Consider the following 20586-nt stretch of genomic DNA (forward strand, 5'->3'; position numbering starts at 1 on the left):
ACTTTGCTTTGTCTTTCTATTATAGCCAGATGAGCATGCTGTGGCAACCGTGTGTTTATACTGGTCTTTTTTTGCCGGGCCACCATATGTTGGTGCTCTCCTTCTTGTGTAAAATACATGACTTTCATAGAATGAAGGGGAAGCTAGTTAATTATGTCAGAACCTATTCGAATTGGCTTGGGCTTCCTAAGGGCAGAGAGTATCGAGTGTTTGGCGAACTTTTGCAGCCAGGAGTGATTAAAGGAAAGCGGTATGAGGATAACAGGAAGTTTGCCGAAGCAATCGTCAAGAACCTGTCTTGGGACATCGAGGATGTACACATCAAAGGAGATAAGGCAGAAATAGATCTGAAGGTTACGAACACGGATATGTCTGATGTGACAGGATATTATATGATCCAGGTAATGGAGGATATGGCTGGCAATGATGACACAGGCATTTCAGGGACGATTTCGGATATTCTTGAAAGCGCATATGAAAGCGAGAGCCTCCTTCCGTATATGGAGAAGGCAGACGGCATTATTACGATGAATGTGACCGTTGCCGCAAGCAGAAGAAAGGGAGCGTGGAAGGTACACGTAAGCGATGAATTCGTCAATGCGTTCATGGGAAATTTAGATTCTGAGGACTATTCGCAGGAGGTAGAGGAACGCCTGGACGAACTGGAGGCGGAGATGGAATCAAAGGCAGAATACAAAATTTCCTTGACATCTTTGGCAGAATTATACAGAATGATAGAGTAAATGGTTATGATGTATCATACAGAAAAAAGGAAATGATGATGGCAAGTAAGAAGAAAAAGATGATCCCGCCAGTTCTGCCGGAGGAGTTTCGAAGAGTCGAGAGTACCGGACGGATACTCAAGGAGTTTAAGTACAGGGAAGAAAGAGTGACGGAAACCGTGCTGGAAGAGATAGCGGCAGAAGAGGAGGACTATTCCCATCTGGTCTTTTCGGCGGTGAAGTTCGTAAACTGCCGGTTCTGGAACTGCTCATTCGAGCGCTGCGAGTTTACGGATGTGATATTCGAATCTTGCGATTTTTCCGGCTGCAATCTGTCGAATACATATTTTAACAGGGCAGAATACCTATCCTGCAAGGGAGTGGGCACGAAGTTTGCTGGAAGCGTATGCAAGAATATGGTATTGCGGGAATGTAATTTGAATTATGCGAATTTCGATGCATGCAAGCTGGAGAATCTGCTGGTTGATAAGACAGAACTGAACAGCAGCAATCTTACCCAGTGCAAATGCAAGGATATACAGTGGAGGCAGGCGGCACTTACGAATGCCAGTTTCTTCAAGACTCCGATGCGGGGCATGGACTTTTCAGACAGCGAGATCAAGGGACTTGTGCTATCCGATGACAATCAGGAATTAAAAGGCGCAGTGGTGGATTTGTACCAGGCCGCGCAGCTGTCCAAAAGACTGGGAATTATTATAAAAGATATAGAAGGGATATAAGGAGGAATTATGGAAGAAGTTACGTTTAGAAAGGCGGTCAGAGAGGATGTGCCGCTTATTTTGGAATTTATCAAAGGACTGGCGGAATACGAGAAGATGTCGGATGAAGTAGTCGCCACGGAAGAGATACTGGATGAGTGGCTGTTTGACAAAGAAAAGGCAGAAGTTATATTTGCGATAGCAGAAGGGGAAGAAGTAGGATTCGCCCTGTTCTTCCACAATTTTTCCACCTTCCTTGGCCGTGCGGGCATTTATCTGGAAGACTTGTTCGTGAAGCCAAAGTACAGGGGAAATGGATACGGGAAGGCAATCTTGAAGCGTCTGGCCCAGATCGCGGTGGAGCGGGGCTGCGGGCGGCTGGAATGGTCCTGCCTGGACTGGAATCAGCCAAGCATTGATTTCTATCTGTCTCTGGGCGCAACGCCGATGAGCGGATGGACGGGCTATAGGCTGACAGGAAAGACATTGGCCGATGCAGCTGGCGTGCAGGATTGATGGATTTTGTCAGCAGGACGAAGGGAAGGGGCCTTAAGAAGGGCGCCTTCCCTTCATTCTGTCAGGAATAATCTTTGCTATTTCTTCGCCAGAATACACAAAGTCTGCTCCCCTTTATCATAAGGCTTACCCATGACATTTCCATATACGGCAATCTCGCTGAAGCCAGCGTCCTCTAAGTCTCTTTTTATCTCTGGAAACGTAAAGACATGTTCCCAGACATTATAGAAAGAAATGGTATCTTCGCTGGCAATTACATAGCGGTTCAGAAAGGTACTGTCCTCGTCATAACGATAGAAAGAATGGAGCAGCAGGTGAGGCTCTTCTTTCCAGAAGCCGTTCTCGCAGACATCCCAATGCCTGAATTCCCTGGCGCCTTCATATCTCAAAGGCGTAAAGACATCAAATAAGAATACGCCTTGCGGCAGCAAAGAATCGTGTATTTTTAACAGAAGTTCTTTGCGGTCGTCATATGGAAGAACTCCAAAATCACAATAGATAAGCGTGACTAAGTTATACTGGGAGTCAAAAGCCATCTTTGTATAATCGCCTTGCTTATATTGGATTTTCAAACCGAGGTCATTTGCCGAATTACGGGCGTATGCGATAGACCGGCGTGACAGGTCAAGGCCGGTGACGCGGTATCCTTTGCCGTAGAAACGTTCTGCATATATGCCGGGCCCGCATCCAAGATCCAGGAGTAGAGGATAGTCATGAGGAGGAAGGGTGGATGCTATCCATTCGACAGATTCCTTCACGGTCGCCAGTTTTCTTGTAGCGGACTCCAGGTCTTCATCCAGATGGGCTTTCAGCATATTTTTGGAAATATACGGTTCATCCCACATGTTTTGGGGGCCTTGTTCATATAATTCCGGCTTTTTACTTGCAATCTTTATTAAATCTTTCATGCGTGTTCTCCTTTTGATTTGTTATGGGTACGGCAACTGGCTGATTTATATACGCCTTGGCGGCATTCTATTATTTGAAAAAAACTAAACCGTGGATTTCTCCACGGTTAGAAATCCACGGTTCACTCATGTTGCCGATTATACAGCATCAAGTGCGCCGGATCTTACCATCTCCTTTGCAGTTACCGTAACCTCATTATAGGGCGGACTGGATCAAATATCAATCATAAAACAGCGTGTCACGCAATGCATTGCATACGCAGAAATAATCTGCTAGAATCAGGGGATGGGAAACAGAGGATTCCACTGTTGGATAAGGAGCATGAATTTGAAGAACAAAACATTTTACAGGAATTTCTTTTCTATTTACATAGCCCTGGTATTGCAGAATGTGGTGACGCTGAGCGTCAATCTTGCGGACAATATGATGCTGGGCGCATACAGCGAGACTTCTCTGGCAGGCGTTGCGGCGGTCAACCAGATACAATTCGTCTATCAGCAGTTCCTGCTGGCCTTAGGAGACGGGCTTGTAATCTTTTGCAGCCAGTATTGGGGCAAGAGGCAGACCGCTCCGGTGAAGAAGATTGCCGCGACGGCTATGCATGCCGGACTTTTGATTGCCATTGCGCTGTTTGTCCTGGTCAGCCTGTTTTCCCGGCAGGCGGTTGGAATCTTTACGACGGACGGCCCGATCATTGGGGAAGGGGTAAGGTATCTTCGGATTATCCGTTTTACCTACCTGTTCTTTGCGGTGACCCAGCTCCTTCTGGCGGCATTAAGAAGCACCGAGACCGTCAGGATCGCGTTCCAGCTCTCCATCCTTACATTTTTTATAAATTGCGGCATTAATTATGTACTCATATTCGGGAATTTCGGAGCGCCGAGAATGGGCGTATGCGGGGCGGCCGTGGGGACGCTTATCGCAAGAATGATAGAATGCGCCGTGCTGATCGCATATATCGCAAAGAAGGATAAGAACCTGAACCTTAAGCTGAAAGATTACCTTCAGTTTGACCGGGTGCTGGCAAAGGATTATTTCAAGGTGACAGCCCCGATGCTGTTCGTCCAGGGACTCTGGGGCGTCAATACGGCATTGCAGACGGTGATTCTGGGACATATGAAGGCAACAGCCATTGCGGCAAACAGCGTGGCATCCACTTTGTTTTTGATGGTGAAGTCAACGGCGGTAGGCGCATCCTCGGCAGCATCGGTAATCATTGGAAAGACGATAGGCACGGGGGACATCGCAAGGGTCAAGGAGTACTCCGGCCGTCTTCAGAAGATGTTTATCGTAATCGGCGTGCTATCCGGCATCTTCCTGTTCTTTATCCGGATTCCGGTCCTGGGGCTGTATGATCTCCAGCCTGCCACCAAAGAGATGGCCAACGCCTTTCTCATAATTCTAAGCGTCGTCTGCGTCGGCATGTCCTACCAGATGCCGACCAACAACGGGATCATCCGGGGTGGCGGCAATGCTATGTTCGTGGTCAAGATGGACCTTGTCAGCATCTGGATGATCGTATTGCCATTGTCGTTTATTATGGCATTCGTGGTAAAGGCATCGCCAATCGTGGTAGTATGCTGCCTGAACGCAGACCAGATATTCAAATGCGTGCCAGCCTTCCTGGAATCCCATTATGGAAACTGGATCCGCAAACTGACCCGGGAGGCTTAATGCACTATAGGCTTTCAACAAAATGCCTTAGTTCCGGCGTCAGTTCTCCCTGTTTCCAAACGGCGATGATTTCCTCGGCTTCTTCCTCGCCGATTAGTGGTATGAAGACCAGGTTGTCCGCGTTGGTCAATTTATTAGTAATGTAGGAAGGCATGACGGAGATGCCTTCTTCTGCCGCTACCATCATCAGAATACTCTCCACATCGTTGGAGCGGAACAGGATGTTAGGCTGGTAGCCGGCCTCTTTATACAGGTCCATAAAATGGCTGTCTCCGAAGGAGTCGCCGGTGCTGGATGGAGTCATATATAAGATGGCTTCATTTTTTAATTCCCTGCGGTTAAGGGCAGAGCGCTGGGCGAAGGGATGTCCGCTGTAGAGGGCCACCACCAGAGGGGCGCGCTCGATGATCTTATGGCTGATGGCATGTTCTTGCAGAATATTGGTACTGTCCCAGGTGAAGATGATGTCATATTCATCGTTAAACAGGCCTGCCGCCAGCCGGTCGGTATCACAGCGATAGCAAGTAAGAAGAATATTGGGATATTCCAGATGAAAGGCCCGCAGCTTATTGGAGAGATCGCTTCGCTCGTAGCCTTTGGTATAGCCGATGCGAAGGGTTCCTACCAGGCCGGTAGAAGCATCCTTGACTTTGCTGACCGCAGTCTCCATCCGCTCCAGAATGGCTTTTGCCTCCAGGAAGAATATCCTTCCGGCAGGGGTAAGCGCTACCGGGCGGCTGGAACGGTTGAACAGCTGGACGTTCATCGATTCCTCTAAAGCGTGAATCTGCTGGGTGATGGCGGTCTGGGATATGTAATACTGGTTTGCGGCCTTGGTAAAACTTCGGTATTCCGCGACTGCTACAAAGTATTTTAATTGATTGGTATTCATAAAGGGCTCCTGCTGAAATTATTTGATTGTTTTTTTGTATTATAACTATATCTTATATTAATATGAGAAATAAGAATTTGCAATCCTGATAAGATGTAATTATAATAATAAATTGTTATGGTACAAAGGAGAGGTGTAAAATGAAGAGAGAAAAATTTGGTTCGCGTCTGGGATTCATCCTGGTGTCTGCCGGATGCGCCATCGGAATCGGGAACGTATGGAAATTCCCTTATATGTGCGGTGAATTCGGAGGGGCCGCATTCATATTGATTTACTTATTATTCCTGGTTATTCTGGGAATCCCAGTGCTGGTGTGCGAGTTCGCGGTAGGACGCGGCAGCCGTCACAGCGTGGCGGCGAGCTTCGAGGCATTGGAGCCGGAAGGAACCCGCTGGCATATGACAAAGTGGATCGGAGTGATCGGAAGTTATCTGCTGATGATGTTCTATACCACTGTAGGCGGATGGATGATGTATTATTGCTACCGGAGCATACGGGGAGAATTTGCCGGCGCTACTACGGACGAAGTTACGGCAGGATTTTCGAATATGCTGGGCAATGTGCCGGTGATGATTTTCTGGACGGTACTCATATGCATAATTGGATTTGCGGTATGCCTGTTTGGAATCCAGAAAGGAATCGAGCGGGTATCCAAGATTATGATGTCCGCGCTTTTGATCATCATGGTAGTCTTGGCGATTCATTCCTTCTTTATGGAGGGAGCCGGGGAAGGCATCCGCTTCTACCTGATTCCGGATTTTGGAAAGATGCTGGATCAGGGAATCGGAAATGTGATCTTCGGAGCATTGAGCCAGGCATTCTTTACGCTGTCCATTGGTATCGGCGCGATGTTGATCTTTGGAAGCTACATGGATAAGGAAAGAAGTCTTACTGGAGAAGCGGTGAGCATCACGGCCCTGGATACGTTTGTCGCGCTGATGGCAGGGTTCATTATCATACCGGCATGCTTTTCCTTCGGGATCGAGCCGGGATCAGGACCGAGCCTGGTATTTATCACGATTCCGAATATATTTGCCCAGATGACAGGCGGACAGCTATGGAGCGCCTTGTTCTTCCTGTTTCTGACGTTTGCGGCATTTTCAACGATTGTTGCCGTGTTCGAGAATATCATATCCTTCGATATGGATTTATTTGACTGGTCAAGGAATAAGAGCGTCCTGGTCAGCGCCGTGCTGATCATTCTGCTCAGCATGCCCTGCGTCCTGGGATTCAATATCCTTGCGGGATTCGAGCCATTAGGAAGCGGAACCAACATCATGGATCTGGAAGACTTTATCGTCTCCAACAACCTTCTTCCACTTGGAAGTCTGGGATACGTGCTGTTCTGCACCAGAAAGAACGGATGGGGATGGGATAATTTCCTTTCGGAAGTCAATACCGGAAAAGGATTCCATTTCCCAAAAGGCCTGAAGAATTATGTGGGCTATGGAATACCGCTGATCATCATTATCATCTACCTGAAAGGCTATTATGATAAGTTCATAAGCCAGGGAACGACGGTACTGCTGGTGTGGATGGCGATCGCGATCCTTCTGCTTGGATTCGTGCTGTATTGCTCCGGGTCAAAAAAGAAGCAGTCATAAACTAAAATAGTACAAGAAAACGTGATAATTCTACAGGAGTCTGTGGCAATGTAATCCTTAAGATTACGACGCAGGCTCCTGCTTGATTTTTCATAGTCTGTTTGCTATACTGGCACTATATCATATCAAGGACAGAACCTTATCGAAAATTCTTAACTGTCCTATCTATCCGTTTTTCAGGGCGAGTCAGCCAGGAAATTCAAGTTGATGGCAACAAAATAAGTCTTATATTCATTGAAAGCACACTGGGAAAATATTATAATGAAAGGAAGAAAGTGTATGAGGGAAATGGAAAAACTGAATATGCAGATGCCGGAAGCGCCACAGGATATTATAGCACCATTAAAGAGGCTGAATCTTATGGATGATTTCCTGTTTGATGTGACTACGGTAAGCCTTGAGGCTTGTAAGATCATTCTGGAATTGTCTATACGCAATGTAGGAAATATCCCAAAGCGAACCCGCTTTTATCAGGCTTTGGTTGATGCCCCGCTGCTTAAGAGTGGAGAACAGAAGTTTGATAATCTGAATACCACATATATAGTGGTGATCTGCGGTTTTGATCTCTTCGGCTTGGGGAAATATAAGTATACATTTGAGAATCGATGCGAAGAAGTGCCGGAACTTGTGCTAGGGGATGAATGCAAAAAAATCATCCTGAATACAAAGGGAAGAAATGATGAAGAAGTAGATTCATCGCTGGTAGATTTCCTTCATTATGTGGAAAACAGCACGACTGAAAATGTACCCGAAGAGTGTGATGACCGATTGAAACGTCTGCATATGATGGTTGAAGAGATCAAGGCCAGCGAGCAGATGGGAGTGACATATATGAAGATGGAAGAAAGAGATCGGCTTCTTAGAGAAGAGGGAAGAGAAGCCGGGAGAGAGGAAGGAGAAATGCGAGTTTTAACTACACAGGTGTGCAAAAAACTTGGAAAGGGCCTTGAGGTTCAGGCAATTGCCGAGATGCTTGAGGAGGAAGAGCCTGTGATTCGAAGGATTTATGAGGCTGCGATTCCGTATGGGCCGGAATATGATGTAGATAAGATTCTGGAAAGATTAAATAACGAGAAATAAAAAACAGGAATATAAACTCCACTGTACATTCATTTGGCGTACAGTGGAGTTTTTGCTTAGTCTAATTCATGGCTCCAGTCTTTGACATAATCCAGGAACTTAAGGATGGCCAGAGAAGGAGGCGCGTCCTTGGAGTATGCGACGCCCAGGACGCGGGAGTAATGCTCGGTAAAGGAGCGGATGCATACATCAAAAGGCGCATTATATAATAAAAGTCTCGGGAGGATCGTGACGCCGAATCCCTTTTCCACCATTTTCAATGTGGCAAAGTCTTCATTCAGGCGATAGCGTATCCTGGGTTTGATATTGTTAAGCTCGAAGATCTTTCCGGTTTCATAATCCAGTCCGTCGGAAGACAGCACGAAGTCTTCATTATTAATATCGGACAGTGATACGGCCACCTTTTCGGACAAAGGGTGGTCTTTGGGAGTCGCCAGCATCAGTTCGTCTTTGCCGATGGGGACAAAAGGAAGCCCCGGCACCGAGTAGCGGGATACAAAGATGCAGTCCAATTTCCCTGCGCGTATTTTTTCTCTTAGCGCGCTGAATCCGTCAACCGTCATTTCGAAGCGGATATTAGGGTAGGCCTTTGAAAAGTTTTTCAGGATATCCGGCAGCCAGTGGTAGGAGATGCTCTGTATGGTGCCAATTCGTATGTAGCCGCTGTCCAGACTGGTAAGATTTGTGGCGATCTGGGTGATTCTATTTTCTTCCCGGCAGATAATCTTAAGCGCTTCGATAATTTCTTCCGTGTTGGGCATCAGTTCCATTCCATGCTTGGAGCGTTTGAACAGCTGCAGGCCCAGATCTTTTTCAAATCCTTTGATTGCCTGGCTGATTGCAGATTGGGTATAGCATAGTTTTTCGGCTGTTTTAGATATACTGTGAGTCTCGCAGACGCTTAGGATGATTTCATATTTGTTCATGGCAACTCCTTTACATTAGAAAAATTAATGCCTTCGTTAAGTAAAACTGAATTAAAGGACCAAAATCGGGCTTTTCCTCAAAACATAAGTAAAACTGAACATTTCCTTCAGTAAAACGCTCTTTTGAAATTCCTTCGGATTCTATATTATAAACACAAGTGATAAATTTTTGTCAAGGTGATAAAGGGAAGAACCGGACAAATCAAGAAAAAGGAGGAAACAAAAGTATGGGTACAGAATATTGGAACGGAGCAGAAGCAGCGCACAGGCGGGTTATGATGAAGGCAGCCGGGTATTCGGATGAGGATATCCGCAGGAAGCCGCACATTGGCGTGCCTAATTCATTTATGGAGGGATCACCGGGAACGGCGCATCTTAGACGCATCTGCGATGCGGTGAAGGAAGGAATCTGGGCAGCAGGCGGCGTTCCGGTGGAATTCGGAATTCCGGCGACCTGCGGAAACGTGGCCAATGGAAGCGATGAGATGAAATATGAGCAGGTTGGAAGAGACATTGTGGCGATGTCTGTGGAATTCGTCTCCCGCGTGCATCATTTCGACGGGCTGGCTATGATCGCATCCTGCGACCTTATTATTGCCGGGTGCTACATGGCGGCAATGCGGCTGGATATTCCATCCATGGTCGTAACAGGAGGCTCCATGACGGCAGGCCAGCACTGTGGCAAGACGGTGGTAGAGGCAGACCTGGACGCCGCACGCTTTACAGGCGCGGACGAAAAGGAACTCTTTGAATTAGAAGAATCCGTATGCCCTTCTTACGGTGCTTGTCCTTCCATGGGGACGGCCAATACGATGCAGATGCTGGGAGAGGTGATGAACCTGGTGCTTCCTGGGACGGCGACGACTCCGGCCAGCGATAACGCAAAGATCCGCCTGGCAAGGAGCGCGGGCAAGTATATCGTAGAAATGGTTAGGACCAATAGAAAGCCTTCCGAATTGATTACAAAGGAAGTACTCTTGAATGCGATTATGTTTGATATGGCAGTTGCAGGATCGACCAACGCAGTGCTGCATCTTCTGGCATATGCTTATGAATTGGGAATCAAGCTGACATATGAAGATTTTGATAAATATGCAGAAGAAATAAAATGCATCAACGCCGTTATTCCAAGCGGGCCTTACACCGTGGTAGACTTCCACTACGCAGGCGGCGTTATGAATGTAATGAAGCAGCTGGAAGGCAAGCTATTTACGGATGCCCCAAGCATCTATGGTACCACTTGGGGAGAAATGCTCTCCAAGATAGAGGCGAAAGAGAATAAGGTTATTCACTCTCTTGAAAATCCAGTGTCTACCCTTCCGGGCCTGAAGATCATGCGGGGCAATATTACTCCGAATGGGGCAATCGTGCGCCCGACAGCCGTATACGAGGAAGTAAAATATATCAAAGGAAAAGCCAAGGTATTTGAAGGAGATTATCCGGCCTTCGAGGCCATTCAGAACGGGGAGATCGTTCCTGGCGATATTATTGTCATCCGCTACGAAGGATGCAAGGGAGCGCCGGGCATGAAGGAATTGATGCTCAGCATCGACGCCCTCATCGGCAAAGGGCTTGACAAGAGCGTTGGCCTTGTGACGGACGCAAGATTCTCAGGATTCAATTATGGAGCCATTATCGGCCATGTATCGCCCGAGGCATATGACGGCGGCGTGATCGCGCTGGTAGAAAATGGAGATGAGATTGAGATCGACATTCCAAAAGGAACGGTTGACCTTCTGGTATCCGATGAGGAACTGGCGGAAAGAAGAAAGAACTGGGTATGCCCTCCGTTAAAGCAGCAGAAGGGATGTCTCAACATCTATGCCCAGATGTGCCGTCCGGCAGAAGAAGGCGGAGCAATGCAGCCGTGGCCGCTGGATGCCAAGTATTACGTGTAATCGGAGAGAGGAGGATATGACATGGTACTATTTTTCAGGGTTGTTACAATTACTATTTTAATTGCATATGCAATCTATATGTATCGCGATATCATTAAGCACAAAGAAAAAGACTCCTTTTTTCATATGATACTGTACGGAATTATGGGATTTGTCCTGAATCTTCTGGATACACTTGGCGTTGGAAGCAATGCAACACAAATGGCATTTTTCAAACTGACCAAGCTTAGCCCGGACGATCACCTTCCCGCGAATGGAAATGTTATATTTGCAATTCCAGTCGGAGTAGAATTCCTGCTATTCCTTGATATTGTAGAGGTAGATACAGTCACATTAATAACCATGCTGGTTTCATCCGTGCTGGGCGCGATTGTAGGGGCGAGGATTGTCAGCAGGCTGCCGGTGAATACCTTGAGAAAGATCCTGGCTGTCATACTGCCTTGCGTAGCGGTGATTCTGATCTGCAAGTTAAACGGATTCGGTCCTTTTGGCATGATGGGGGAAGAAATAGGACTTACGGGAGGCAAGCTCGTTATAGGCATTGTAGTCAATTTTGTATTAGGAGCATTGATGACCTGCGGAGTAGGGCTATATGCACCATGCATGGCGCTATGCGCGCTCCTTGGAATGAACATTTCCGTTGCATTTCCGATTATGATGGGCTCCTGCGCGTTTCTGATGCCGCCCGCCAGCGTGGAATTTGTTAAAAGCGGGAAATATAACAGGCCTGCAGCGGCAATTGCGACGATCACGGGAATCTTTGGAGTATTAGCGGCGTACTATATCGTAAAATCCATGCCAATAACGCTTCTTACATGGATTGTCGCGGCTGTGCTGATTTATATGTCCATTTCATTTGTATTGACTTTGAAAAAAGAGAAGTAATGATCAAGAACAAGTTGAATCGTACATATAAGTAAGGTATTATAAAATATAAGGATATTAAAGAGGAGGATAATGGTATGTTACTATTGTCAAGAGAGGACATTAAAAAAGTATTTACAATCAAAGATGCCATTGAGGCAGACAAAAAAGCATTTCAACTGGTAGTAGAAGGAAAATGCGACGCGCCGCTTCGGACGAACATCCAGGCGCCAAAGCATGACGGATGCTTCCTGTTCATGCCTGCATACGTAGAGGACATGGAGACCGCATCCTTAAAGATCATCAACATTTTCCCGCACAATATCGATAACGGGATTCCGTCATCTCCTGCACAGGTACTGCTGATTGACGGAAAGACAGGAATCGTGATAGCGGTTCTGGACGGTACCTATGTTACCCAGCTTCGTACAGGGGCAGCATCGGGGGCTGCCTTTGACGTGCTGGCGAAGAAGGACTGCAGGATTGGAGCATTGATCGGAACTGGCGGACAGGCAGCAACCCAGCTTGAGGCAATGATCGCTGCAAGAAAACTGGAAGAAGTCAGAGTATACGATCTCAACTTTGAAAGGACAAAAGATTTTGCAGCCCGCATGCAGGAAGAATTAAAGGATTACGGAACCAGGATTGTCGCAGTAGAAACTTCTGACGCGGCCATTGACGATGCAGACCTTCTGATTACGGTTACGCCGTCATCCAAGCCTGTATTCGATGGAACCAAGATTAAGAAAGGCGCTACCATCAGCTGCGTGGGGGCTTACCAGCATCACATGCAGGAGATGGACCCAGCCATCCTTCCAAGAGCATCCAAGATCTACTTTGATTCCGAGGACGCAGTATTGTCCGAGTCAGGAGACATCCTGATCCCACTGGAAGAAGGAATCATTACAAAAGATGATTTTACAGGAGACCTGGGCAATGTCATCAAGGGCGAGCTGGTAGGACGCGAGAATGACGACGAGATCATCGTATTCGAGACCGTAGGCGTAGCCACGCAGGACCTTGTGGCAGCAAGAGAAATCTACGACAAGGCAGTCAAGGCCGGAGTCGGCACAGAGTGGAACTAGAAGTTCATTAAAACTATATTTATAATAGGAGGAAGCCATTATGCCACATATTTCAATTAAAATGTATCCGGGAAGAACGGAAGAAGTAAAGAAGGATCTCGCAGAAAAGACAAAAGATTTTATCTGCCAGGAAATGAATATGGAAGAAAAGTACATATCCGTCTCTGTGGAAGAGATTGAAAAAGATAAATGGAATGAAGAAGTTGTAGATAAAATCAATCCAGACGATCTGTATGTAAAAGCCAACTTCTAACACGTAACATTTTTCACTTTGACACGTAACAAAATGCAAAAATGTTACGTGTCAAACCTACACAACTGGTGTGCCAAACTGGCAAAAGCCATGTGTAAAATTGAAAAACTGGTGTGCAGAATTAAAAATCACCTTAATAAAAGACAACTTATCAGGTAAAATATATACTAAAGGCCTTGATAAGTTGTTTTTTTGCTGCATTAGGTTCCTATGCCTCATTTTGAGACGGGATTTTTTCATTTTGACGCGGGGGTTTTGTTAGTTCAACGCACCAGTTGTGTAGGGATAGCACGTAACAAAATGCAAAAGTGTTACGTGTCAAAGTGAAAAATGTTACGTGTCAGGTTAAAAAAATAACACTTCGCGCAGTCAAACCAACGTTTTGAACAAAAACCATTGAAACATTGTTAAAAAAGTATAAAATATAGACAAACATTTGAAATGGCCATTTCAAAACCGGAACGAAAATCTAAAATGGAAAAGGTGAAGAGAATGGAGAAGAAGAAGGGACTGTCAATATCGCTTACGACCCAGATTCTGATAGCGACAGTTGGCGGAATTATATTTGGCTCGATTGTAGGGCCATGGGCTGCAAATTTAAAATTTATTGGGGATATTTTTATCCGACTGATTCAGATGTCCGTAGTGCTTCTGGTAATGTCTGCGGTAGCGGCAGCAGTAGGAAGCGGAGACAGCCAGGATGTTGGAAAGATGGGATTCCATACGTTTAAATGGATCATATTTTTTACCGTAATATCAGCCGGACTGGGCGTTTTACTGGCCATGCTGATACAGCCAGGCGTAGGCATTGAGATAGCAAGCGCCGAAGAAGTGGCAAATGCAACGGTTGAGTCAACCTCGCTCCAGGAGACAATACTTGGATTCGTGCCGACGAATATCATCGGCTCTATGGCTGACAGCGCTATGGTGCCATGCATCGTCTTCGCGTTATTCTTCGGAATCGCGATGGGCGCATATACCAGACAGAGCGGCAACCGCAATATGGTGGAATGGGTTACCGGACTCAATACGATCATTACCAACATCATTAAGACGGTCATGCACATCGCACCAATCGGAATCTTCTGCCTGCTTGCAAATGTTGCAGGCTCGACAGGACTGAAAGTAATCATTCCGATGATGAAATTCCTGGGCGTGCTTCTGATTGGAGATTTGATACAGTTCTTGATCTATGGTCCGCTCACAGCAGCGCTTTGCAAGGTCAATCCGGCCAAGATGCCGAAGAAGTTTGCCAAGATGTCTATGATGGCCGTAACGACTACTTCAGGAGCAATCTGCCTTCCTACAAAGATGGAAGATGCAGTGACGAAGTTCGGTATCAGCCGCAAGGTAGCAGATTTTACTGGACCGATTACTATGTCCATGAATAGTTGCGGCGCAGCGCAGTGCTACGTAGTTGCGATCTTCTTTATGGCCCAGTCTACCGGCATCAACATGACGGTATATCAGATGGGAATGGCAATCCTGCTGTCCTGCCTGATGTGCATGGGAACCATTGCAGTACCGGGAGGCTCCGTAATCGTATATACATTCCTTGCTTCATCTTTGGGACTTCCACTGGAAAGCATTGCTGTCCTGATTGGAATCGACTGGTTCGCCGGCATGTTCCGTACGCTGATGAATGTGGATGTAGACGTTATGGTCGGCATGCTTGTGGCGAATAAGCTGGGAGAACTGGACCGGGATGTATACAACGACAAGAAGGCAGTTACATACTAGGCATAAGCATAGTTCAATAAGTAAATGAGATTACACATGACATTTCCCAACTATTAATCATACATTATTTTCAAGGACCCCTGGCATATTTTAAATATGCCGGGGGCTTTTGAGGCTATATTTGGAAACCATTTGAATCCTGTAATGGATTGCAATGGGATAAGCGACGCTACGTATTCGCAGGAGGCGCAAGAGAAGAGGTGCAAGCGGGCCTATGCCCGTTCTTGTAACCTTCCCCAGGCTGTGATAAGATAAGGATACGAGAGAAAAAGGAGAAGGGATATGCAGACGAATCAGCTGGTATTTGAGTTAATTATGAACATTGGGCTTATGGTACTCGTGGCAAGCCTGCTGTCGAAGCTGCAGCTGGTCCAGGATATCATCCTGCAGGAGAAGAGGAATTGGAAGAGCCAGGCGCTTCTGTCGGTGATGTTTGGGGCCATCATTATTCTGTCTACGTATACCGGAATCGATATCGGCTCTTACAGCCTGAATACCCGGGTGATCGGCGCTATGGCGGCGGGCCTTCTGGGCGGGCCGCTGGTAGGCCTGTATGCCTCCATGATAGGAGCGGTCTATGTCTACCTCTTTTCCGCTCCCCAGGCATTTGCCATGGCATCCGCTTTCTCCACAGTGCTGTTCGGCCTTCTGGGCGGAGGCTTCTATCCATATTTCCAGAGAGGGAAATGGAAGTACAAGGATCTGTTTTTGCTGGCTTGCTTTGCGGAAGTCTGCGATATGGTATCCCTTCTTCGCTTTACGGTTCCGGTACAGATGGCGCTCAAGACCATATTGGAGATCTCAGGGCCGATGATTCTTCTGAATGCCGGCGGAATCCTGATCTTTATCTCCAGCTTCAACAATATTTTCATCAGGCAGGATTTGGAAAGCAGCCGCCAGCTGCAGCGGGCGTCAGATTTGTCGAAACGGTGTCTGCCCCTGCTGGTGGAGGGACTGCACAAAGGGGAAAATATGGAGGAACTGGCTTCTGTCCTGCTGGAAGGGACGGACTGGGCAGGGGTAATGGTGACAGACGCCACATCCATTCTGGAGTGGAAGGCCAAGGAGGTGGATTACCAGCCCGAAGATGATGCCATTCCGCCGGTGGGCAAGGAAGCCCTTAAGACGGGACAGGTGGCTGCCGTATATCAGGCATCCAGGGATAGTTCCGACTATGAATGGCTGAAGAATTATTCCATGATAGCGGCGCCGTTTATCATAAAAGAGCAGCCCATCGGCTGCCTGATCGTGTGGGTCAAGAAGAAGTGGGTGCTGCGCCAAAGCGAGATGGAACTGCTGCAGCATCTGGTAACCATTGCATCTTTCCAGATTGCCATGGCGGAGCTGGAGCACCAGAAGACGATGCGCCAGAAGGCAGAATTCAAAGCGCTGCAGTTCCAGGTGAATCCGCATTTCCTGTTCAATGCGCTGAATACCATATCCTGCGTATGCAGGGAGAACCCGGAGAGGGCAAGAGAGCTGCTGGTCACGCTGGCCAGCTATTTCCGCTATAATCTGGATTATGAAGCATACATGGTTCCCATGGAAGAGGAACTGGATCATGTAAGGGACTATCTGGAACTGGAAAAGGCAAGATTCGAGGACAAGCTTCTGGTGACCTATGACCTTCCGGAATGTATGGACATACAGATTCCGACCCTTATACTGCAGCCCATCGTGGAAAATGCGGTGCGCCATGGAATCGACCGGAAGGGAAAACGCATCGTACATATAAGGATAGAAGAAGCAGAAGACGCGTTTATCGTGCAGGTCTGCGACCAGGGGCAGGGCTTTAAGCCGGAGGTTCTGGAGAAATTAGAAAATGGAGAGCCTATCGGCAAGAGTATTGGATTAAGCAACGTGCACAAGCGGATGAAGAGTACCTATGGCGAGGATGGAGGACTGAAGATTGAAAGTTCGCCGGAAGGCTCCTGCGTGGAACTTCAGTTCCGGAAGGAAAGAGTGAAGGAGAATATTTATGAGGATCGCGGTAATTGATGATGAGAGACCGGCAAGAAGCGAATTAAGGCACCAGCTTCTGGAACTTCTTCCGGATGCGGTGATCGAAGAAGGAGACTGCGGGGCAAAGGCCCTGGAGATTGCCGGGGAAGAGAAGTACGATATCTGCTTCCTGGATATCAATCTGGGTGATATCAATGGCACAGTCCTGGTCAATGCGCTGCGGACCATGCAGCCGGAGATGGAGATCGTCTTTGTGACTGCCTATTCGGAGTATGCGGTACAGGCATTCGAACTGGGAGTGGAAGACTATATTATGAAACCCTTTGACAGGAAGCGCCTGGAGAAAGTGCTCCGCAGATGCATGGCCCAGCCGGATGCTGCAGCCCGTACTGAAGCGCCATCGGATCGGGCGGCTGTAAAAAGGCTGGCTATCAGCAGCAATGGGAAGACTGTCTTTGAAGATATCAAGGATATCGTCTATATCGAGACGTACAACAGAGGCTGCCTGATTCATACAGTAGGCAATGAGTACCGGGAGAATAAGCCCATCGGCGAGTATGAAAAGAAGCTGGAAGACATGGGGTTTTTCAGGATCCATAAAAGTTATCTCATCAATCTGGACAAGGTAAAGGAAGTCTTTCCATGGGGAAATAACAGCTTCAGCCTGAAAATGAAGGGGTACGAGGAGAATATTCTTCCAATCGGGAGAGACAAGACAAAGATCCTGCGGCAGAAACTGGGATATTAAGGGAGCAAATTGACAGGCGCACGCTTACCCTTTATGATTGGAAATAAGAAAAGACAGGAGGTACTAAGAAAATGAGATATCAGATACAAGGCGAGACGCTTCCGGTAGTAATCTGCGAGCTGGAAGGCGGAGAGAAGATGATCACCGAAGGCGGAGGCATGGCATGGATGTCCCCCAACATGCTGATGGAGACCACCACCAATGGCGGCATCGGCAAGGCGTTTGGGCGGATGTTTTCCGGTGAGCGTATGTTCCAGAATATCTATACTGCGCAAGGAGGGCCGGGAATGATTGCGTTTGCGTCCAGTTTTCCAGGATCTGTCCGTGCATTCCAAATTGCTCCTGGGCAGGAGATGATTCTTCAGAAGAGCGCGTTCCTGGCAGGAGAGATGGGAATCGAACTGTCCGTATTCTTTAATAAGAAGTTTAGTTCCGGCCTGTTCGGCGGAGAAGGATTCATTATGCAGAAGGTAAGCGGCCATGGGATCGTGTTTACGGAGTTTGACGGCCATGTGATAGAATACGAGCTTCAGCCCGGGCAGCAGATCGTGGTGGATACGGGCCATCTGGCAGCTATGACGGCCACCTGCAGCATGGAGATCAAGAGCGTGCCGGGCGTAAAGAATATGCTGTTCGGCGGAGAGGGAATCTTCAACACGGTAATCACAGGGCCGGGAAGAGTATGGCTCCAGACCATGCCAATCAGCAACGTGGCCGGAGCATTAAGGCCATATATTCCAACCGGTGCATAATCCGGCCAGGAGAAGGAATGGGGCTACAGATTTTCATCCATATGCTGCCTGCGGTACTGGCTGGGCGAGCAGCCCATATATCGCTTGAAGATCTGGCCATAATAGGCCGGCGTGGAGAATCCGGCCATGCCGGCTGTTTTTGTAACGCTTTCCCCGTTTTTCAGAAGCAAAAGGCTGTTCTGGATCCGTAAGAACATGACATACTCAAAGATGGTCATCTTCATATACTTTTTGAAGAACCTGCAGCATTCACTCTTGCAGATATTGACATGGCTGGCTACATCATCCAGGGTGATCTCCTGGGCATAATGCTCCTGCACGTAAGTCAGGATGTCTTTCAGGCGCTTTAGATGCTTCTGGGGATGAAGAAGGCTTACGGACGGCTGGGAGACATAATGCAGATAAAGCTTCTGCCAGATGGAACACAGGATCATGTGTACCTGAAGCTCATAATCCTCAGGTGGCTCCTGGGCCATCTGGCAGATGTCCTGAATCTGGCGGATGATGTCCTGGTGCCAGGTTACATCTTTTTCAAATTTCAGGGAATGCCATAGTTCATTGGAAGTAATGAAGTCCACATACTTGGTTTGAAGCAGGCTGTTCTCATATCCGTAGATGAAGCGGGGATGAAAGGTGACGGACAGATAGTCGCAGTCCTGCCCGTCCTTCATGTAGCCGGAATGGAGGGTGTTGCTGTTGCCGAACAGCCCCTCTCCCTCAGAAAGAAGGTATTTCTGGTCGTTGACATAATACTCCATCTGCCCGGATATGATCCAGGTAAGCTCGATCTCCGGGTGCCAGTGCCACAGGAAATACCCCTGCTCGTAGGACTGGATGGATTCCGGGCTGATGTTGACGGGAAATTCATAATTTCCATGACGTTTGATCTCTTTTTGGTTTTTTTCGGTATGTATCTGCACCATAATCACATTTCCTCAATATCCTTATAATTTTATCAAATATTCTTATTGTACGCTGGGATTCATCTCATTATAATCATAAATTAGATAAGAGGGATATGCAAGGAAAACATAAAAGCGAATAAGGATAAATGGAGGTTAAGAAGATGAAAGAGCGTTTCATTCAGAAGTTTCAGGAATTGTATGGGAAAGAAGACGGGATACGGGCCTATTTCGCGCCGGGACGCGTGAATCTGATCGGAGAGCATACGGATTACAACGGAGGCCATGTATTTCCCTGCGCGCTTACCCTTGGAACCTACGGGATTGTAAGGGATCGCAAAGACCGGAAGCTGCGGTTCTATTCCATGAATTTTGAAGGCCTGGGAATCATAGAGACCAGCCTGGATGAGCTGGTCCCGGACGAGGCGGCCAATTGGACCAACTATCCCAAGGGCGTGATGTGGGCGTTTGAAAAGCGGGGTTACAAGCTGACTCATGGGATGGACATCCTGATATACGGCAATATTCCCAGCGGTTCGGGACTTTCATCTTCCGCATCCTTAGAAGTCCTGACAGGGCTGATGCTTAAGGATACATTCGGCTTTGAGGATCTGACCATGGTGGAAGTGGCGCTGATCGGGCAGGATTCTGAGAATAATTTTAACGGCTGCAACTGCGGAATCATGGATCAGTTCGCAAGCGCCATGGGAAAGAAGGATCATGCCATCTTCCTGGATACCAATACCTTGAACTACGAGTATGCTCCCGTGCTGCTTAAGGATGCCAAGATCGTGATTACCAACAGCAAGGTAAAGCACAGCCTGGTAGATTCTGCCTACAATGACAGGAGAAAGGAATGCGAGACGGCGCTTAAGGAATTGCAGGAAAAACTTCCCATTCAGAGCCTTGGGGAACTGACGCAGGAAGAGTTTGAATTACATAAAGGGGCGATCAAGGACCCGGTAAGACAAAGGCGGGCAAAGCATGCGGTATATGAGAACCAGAGGACGATCCGGGCAGTGGAGGCGCTTCGGGGAAATGACGTGGAACTCTTCGGAAGGCTGATGAACGAATCGCACCAGTCTTTGAAGGAAGATTACCAGGTATCCTGCCAGGAGATCGATATTCTGGTGGATCTGGCGCAGGCGATGCCGGGAGTTCTGGGATCCCGTATTACCGGAGGCGGATTTGGCGGATGTACCGTGAGCATCGTTAGGAATGATGCGGTGGATGGCTTTATCAGCCAGATTGGAAAGACTTATAAAGAAAAAGTGGGCCATGAGGCGGAATTCTATGTAGTGGAGATCGGCGATGGAGCGAGGATCATATAGTCCCGCTGT

The 20586-nt window shown here is 47.6% G+C and carries 19 protein-coding genes; 15 read left to right on the forward strand and 4 right to left on the reverse strand.

Annotated elements, in window-relative coordinates:
- The first annotated feature begins 131 nt into the window (after positions 1-131).
- From K0036_RS04120 to K0036_RS04130, 3 genes are read left to right on the forward strand one after another with little or no spacing between them, the layout of a single operon-like run.
- Positions 132-743, forward strand: a complete 612-nt coding sequence (locus K0036_RS04120; protein WP_173693700.1) for a hypothetical protein — start codon at positions 132-134, stop codon at positions 741-743.
- Between the two features lie 38 nt (positions 744-781).
- A complete protein-coding gene (locus K0036_RS04125; protein WP_025645052.1) occupies positions 782-1462 on the forward strand; it encodes a pentapeptide repeat-containing protein in 681 nt (226 codons plus the stop codon).
- Positions 1463-1471: 9 nt separating this feature from the next.
- Positions 1472-1957: a GNAT family N-acetyltransferase gene (locus K0036_RS04130; RefSeq protein WP_173693701.1), complete on the forward strand. Its 486-nt coding sequence runs from the start codon at positions 1472-1474 to the stop codon at positions 1955-1957.
- A gap of 77 nt (positions 1958-2034) precedes the next feature.
- On the opposite strand, the gene K0036_RS04135 is transcribed toward K0036_RS04130, so the two are convergent.
- Positions 2035-2865, reverse strand: a complete 831-nt coding sequence (locus K0036_RS04135) for a class I SAM-dependent methyltransferase (RefSeq protein WP_220430809.1) — start codon at positions 2863-2865, stop codon at positions 2035-2037.
- A gap of 322 nt (positions 2866-3187) precedes the next feature.
- Between K0036_RS04135 and K0036_RS04140 the strand changes: the two genes are divergently transcribed.
- Positions 3188-4540 carry an MATE family efflux transporter gene (locus K0036_RS04140; protein WP_220430810.1) on the forward strand — a complete coding sequence of 451 codons (1353 nt, stop codon included), beginning with the start codon at positions 3188-3190 and terminating at the stop codon, positions 4538-4540.
- 4 nt (positions 4541-4544) lie between these two features.
- Here K0036_RS04140 and K0036_RS04145 read toward each other — a convergent pair whose 3' ends face one another.
- The gene (locus K0036_RS04145; RefSeq protein ID WP_025645048.1) at positions 4545-5432 is read right to left on the reverse strand and encodes a LysR family transcriptional regulator; all 888 of its coding nucleotides are present in this window, start codon (positions 5430-5432) and stop codon (positions 4545-4547) included.
- Positions 5433-5572: 140 nt separating this feature from the next.
- Between K0036_RS04145 and K0036_RS04150 the strand changes: the two genes are divergently transcribed.
- Complete coding sequence (locus K0036_RS04150) at positions 5573-7036, forward strand: sodium-dependent transporter (protein WP_220430811.1); 1464 nt, start codon at positions 5573-5575, stop codon at positions 7034-7036.
- A 279-nt stretch (positions 7037-7315) separates the two neighbouring features.
- Positions 7316-8116, forward strand: coding sequence for an Rpn family recombination-promoting nuclease/putative transposase (locus K0036_RS04155; RefSeq protein WP_173693704.1), 801 nt, complete (start codon positions 7316-7318; stop codon positions 8114-8116).
- Between the two features lie 56 nt (positions 8117-8172).
- Here the strand turns inward: K0036_RS04155 and K0036_RS04160 are convergent, their stop codons facing one another.
- Positions 8173-9042 carry a LysR family transcriptional regulator gene (locus K0036_RS04160; protein ID WP_025645046.1) on the reverse strand — a complete coding sequence of 290 codons (870 nt, stop codon included), beginning with the start codon at positions 9040-9042 and terminating at the stop codon, positions 8173-8175.
- 227 nt (positions 9043-9269) lie between these two features.
- On the opposite strand from K0036_RS04160, the gene ilvD reads away from it, so the two are divergent.
- The 8 genes from ilvD to K0036_RS04200 all read left to right on the forward strand — a co-directional run bounded on the left by ilvD (position 9270) and on the right by K0036_RS04200 (position 18344).
- Positions 9270-10940, forward strand: coding sequence for a dihydroxy-acid dehydratase (ilvD, locus tag K0036_RS04165; RefSeq protein ID WP_173693705.1), 1671 nt, complete (start codon positions 9270-9272; stop codon positions 10938-10940).
- Positions 10941-10961: 21 nt separating this feature from the next.
- On the forward strand, positions 10962-11825 hold the full coding sequence (locus K0036_RS04170; RefSeq protein WP_173693706.1) for a TSUP family transporter: 864 nt from the start codon (positions 10962-10964) through the stop codon (positions 11823-11825).
- Between the two features lie 77 nt (positions 11826-11902).
- Positions 11903-12889, forward strand: coding sequence for an ornithine cyclodeaminase family protein (locus K0036_RS04175; RefSeq protein WP_025645041.1), 987 nt, complete (start codon positions 11903-11905; stop codon positions 12887-12889).
- Positions 12890-12929: 40 nt separating this feature from the next.
- Positions 12930-13142, forward strand: a complete 213-nt coding sequence (locus tag K0036_RS04180) for a tautomerase family protein (protein ID WP_025645039.1) — start codon at positions 12930-12932, stop codon at positions 13140-13142.
- Between the two features lie 492 nt (positions 13143-13634).
- Positions 13635-14882 carry a dicarboxylate/amino acid:cation symporter gene (locus K0036_RS04185; protein WP_173693708.1) on the forward strand — a complete coding sequence of 416 codons (1248 nt, stop codon included), beginning with the start codon at positions 13635-13637 and terminating at the stop codon, positions 14880-14882.
- Positions 14883-15164: 282 nt separating this feature from the next.
- A complete protein-coding gene (locus K0036_RS04190; RefSeq protein ID WP_029467264.1) occupies positions 15165-16880 on the forward strand; it encodes a LytS/YhcK type 5TM receptor domain-containing protein in 1716 nt (571 codons plus the stop codon).
- Positions 16861-17592, forward strand: coding sequence for a LytR/AlgR family response regulator transcription factor (locus K0036_RS04195; protein ID WP_220430812.1), 732 nt, complete (start codon positions 16861-16863; stop codon positions 17590-17592). Before K0036_RS04190 ends, K0036_RS04195 begins: the two co-directional genes overlap by 20 nt.
- A gap of 71 nt (positions 17593-17663) precedes the next feature.
- On the forward strand, positions 17664-18344 hold the full coding sequence (locus tag K0036_RS04200; protein ID WP_220430813.1) for a TIGR00266 family protein: 681 nt from the start codon (positions 17664-17666) through the stop codon (positions 18342-18344).
- 23 nt (positions 18345-18367) lie between these two features.
- On the opposite strand, the gene K0036_RS04205 is transcribed toward K0036_RS04200, so the two are convergent.
- Positions 18368-19267 carry an AraC family transcriptional regulator gene (locus K0036_RS04205; RefSeq protein WP_259283389.1) on the reverse strand — a complete coding sequence of 300 codons (900 nt, stop codon included), beginning with the start codon at positions 19265-19267 and terminating at the stop codon, positions 18368-18370.
- 143 nt (positions 19268-19410) lie between these two features.
- On the opposite strand from K0036_RS04205, the gene K0036_RS04210 reads away from it, so the two are divergent.
- The gene (locus tag K0036_RS04210; RefSeq protein WP_025645031.1) at positions 19411-20577 is read left to right on the forward strand and encodes a galactokinase; all 1167 of its coding nucleotides are present in this window, start codon (positions 19411-19413) and stop codon (positions 20575-20577) included.
- Positions 20578-20586: the final 9 nt, after the last annotated feature.

It is taken from the genome of [Clostridium] scindens (assembly GCF_019597925.1).
Lineage (GTDB): Bacteria > Bacillota > Clostridia > Lachnospirales > Lachnospiraceae > Clostridium_AP.

Coding starts and splice junctions, on each gene's coding strand:
- K0036_RS04170 (WP_173693706.1), top strand. CDS start 10,962: ATGGTACTATTTTTCAGGGTTGTTACAATTACTATTTTAATTGCATAT.
- K0036_RS04180 (WP_025645039.1), top strand. CDS start 12,930: ATGCCACATATTTCAATTAAAATGTATCCGGGAAGAACGGAAGAAGTA.
- K0036_RS04205 (WP_259283389.1), bottom strand. CDS start 19,267: ATGGTGCAGATACATACCGAAAAAAACCAAAAAGAGATCAAACGTCAT.
- K0036_RS04135 (WP_220430809.1), bottom strand. CDS start 2,865: ATGAAAGATTTAATAAAGATTGCAAGTAAAAAGCCGGAATTATATGAA.
- K0036_RS04130 (WP_173693701.1), top strand. CDS start 1,472: ATGGAAGAAGTTACGTTTAGAAAGGCGGTCAGAGAGGATGTGCCGCTT.
- K0036_RS04185 (WP_173693708.1), top strand. CDS start 13,635: ATGGAGAAGAAGAAGGGACTGTCAATATCGCTTACGACCCAGATTCTG.
- K0036_RS04145 (WP_025645048.1), bottom strand. CDS start 5,432: ATGAATACCAATCAATTAAAATACTTTGTAGCAGTCGCGGAATACCGA.
- K0036_RS04155 (WP_173693704.1), top strand. CDS start 7,316: ATGAGGGAAATGGAAAAACTGAATATGCAGATGCCGGAAGCGCCACAG.
- K0036_RS04125 (WP_025645052.1), top strand. CDS start 782: ATGGCAAGTAAGAAGAAAAAGATGATCCCGCCAGTTCTGCCGGAGGAG.
- K0036_RS04120 (WP_173693700.1), top strand. CDS start 132: ATGAAGGGGAAGCTAGTTAATTATGTCAGAACCTATTCGAATTGGCTT.
- K0036_RS04190 (WP_029467264.1), top strand. CDS start 15,165: ATGCAGACGAATCAGCTGGTATTTGAGTTAATTATGAACATTGGGCTT.
- ilvD (WP_173693705.1), top strand. CDS start 9,270: ATGGGTACAGAATATTGGAACGGAGCAGAAGCAGCGCACAGGCGGGTT.
- K0036_RS04195 (WP_220430812.1), top strand. CDS start 16,861: ATGAGGATCGCGGTAATTGATGATGAGAGACCGGCAAGAAGCGAATTA.
- K0036_RS04140 (WP_220430810.1), top strand. CDS start 3,188: ATGAATTTGAAGAACAAAACATTTTACAGGAATTTCTTTTCTATTTAC.
- K0036_RS04150 (WP_220430811.1), top strand. CDS start 5,573: ATGAAGAGAGAAAAATTTGGTTCGCGTCTGGGATTCATCCTGGTGTCT.
- K0036_RS04210 (WP_025645031.1), top strand. CDS start 19,411: ATGAAAGAGCGTTTCATTCAGAAGTTTCAGGAATTGTATGGGAAAGAA.
- K0036_RS04175 (WP_025645041.1), top strand. CDS start 11,903: ATGTTACTATTGTCAAGAGAGGACATTAAAAAAGTATTTACAATCAAA.
- K0036_RS04200 (WP_220430813.1), top strand. CDS start 17,664: ATGAGATATCAGATACAAGGCGAGACGCTTCCGGTAGTAATCTGCGAG.
- K0036_RS04160 (WP_025645046.1), bottom strand. CDS start 9,042: ATGAACAAATATGAAATCATCCTAAGCGTCTGCGAGACTCACAGTATA.